At 73.3% G+C, this 859-nt stretch carries 1 pseudogene; it reads left to right on the top strand.

The features are described 5' to 3' along the window. Nucleotides 1-859: pseudogene (locus K6I33_RS35365) on the top strand (endo-beta-N-acetylglucosaminidase); the annotation flags it as partial.

Raw genomic sequence — 859 nt, 5'->3', positions numbered from 1 at the left:
GCCCCCCAACTCCACCGCGCGGCGCGACGAGGCGCGGATATCCGCGCTCGCCGCGTTCGCCCCGACCTCCGGCAACCCTTCGCAGGGGTCGGCCACCGCCGACTACTACGCCCTCACGCACTGGGCCTACCTCGACGAGCTCGTCTTCTGGGGCGGCTCCTCGGACGAGGGGCTGATCCTCGCGCCCAACGCCCCCGTCGTGGACGCCGCGCACCGCAACGGCGTGCCCGTGCTCGGCACGGTCTTCCTGCCGCCGACCGCCTACGGCGGGCGGCTGGAGTGGACCCGCGACCTCGTCCGGCGTGACGCCGACGGCGGCTTCCCGCTCGCCGGCAAGCTGATCGAGGTGGCCCGCGCGTACGGTTTCGACGGCTGGTTCCTCAACGCCGAGACGGGCGGCGGGGACGCCCGCCTCGGGGCCGACATGCGGGACTTCGTCGCCCACCTCCGGGAACGCGGCGGGCCCGCCCTCCGCGTCACCTGGTACGACGCCATGGCCATCTCCGGTGACATCGCCTGGCAGAACGAGCTCAACGACCGCAACTCGCCGTTCTTCCGCGCCGCCGACACCATGTTCCTCAACTTCAACTGGAGCCGCTCCGGCCTCACGTCCTCCGGGGAGCTCGCCCGGAGCCTCGGCCGGAGCCCGTACGAGCTCTGGGCGGGGGTCGATGTCGAGGCCAACGGCTGGGACACCCGGGTCGACTGGGACGCGATCGTCCCCGCCGGGCGTCCTCACCTCATCTCGTTCGGCTTCTACCGCCCCGAGTGGACCTGGAAGAGCCTGCCCGCCGCCGACCGCACCCCCGCCGCCTTCCACGCGCGCGACGACCGCTTCTGGTCCGGCGCCTCCCTGGAC

Source organism: Streptomyces sp. UNOB3_S3, from assembly GCF_020740895.1.
Taxonomy (GTDB): domain Bacteria; phylum Actinomycetota; class Actinomycetes; order Streptomycetales; family Streptomycetaceae; genus Streptomyces.
The sequence above is the reverse complement of the archived record's forward strand: the minus strand, read 5'-3'. Positions and strand labels throughout refer to the sequence as shown.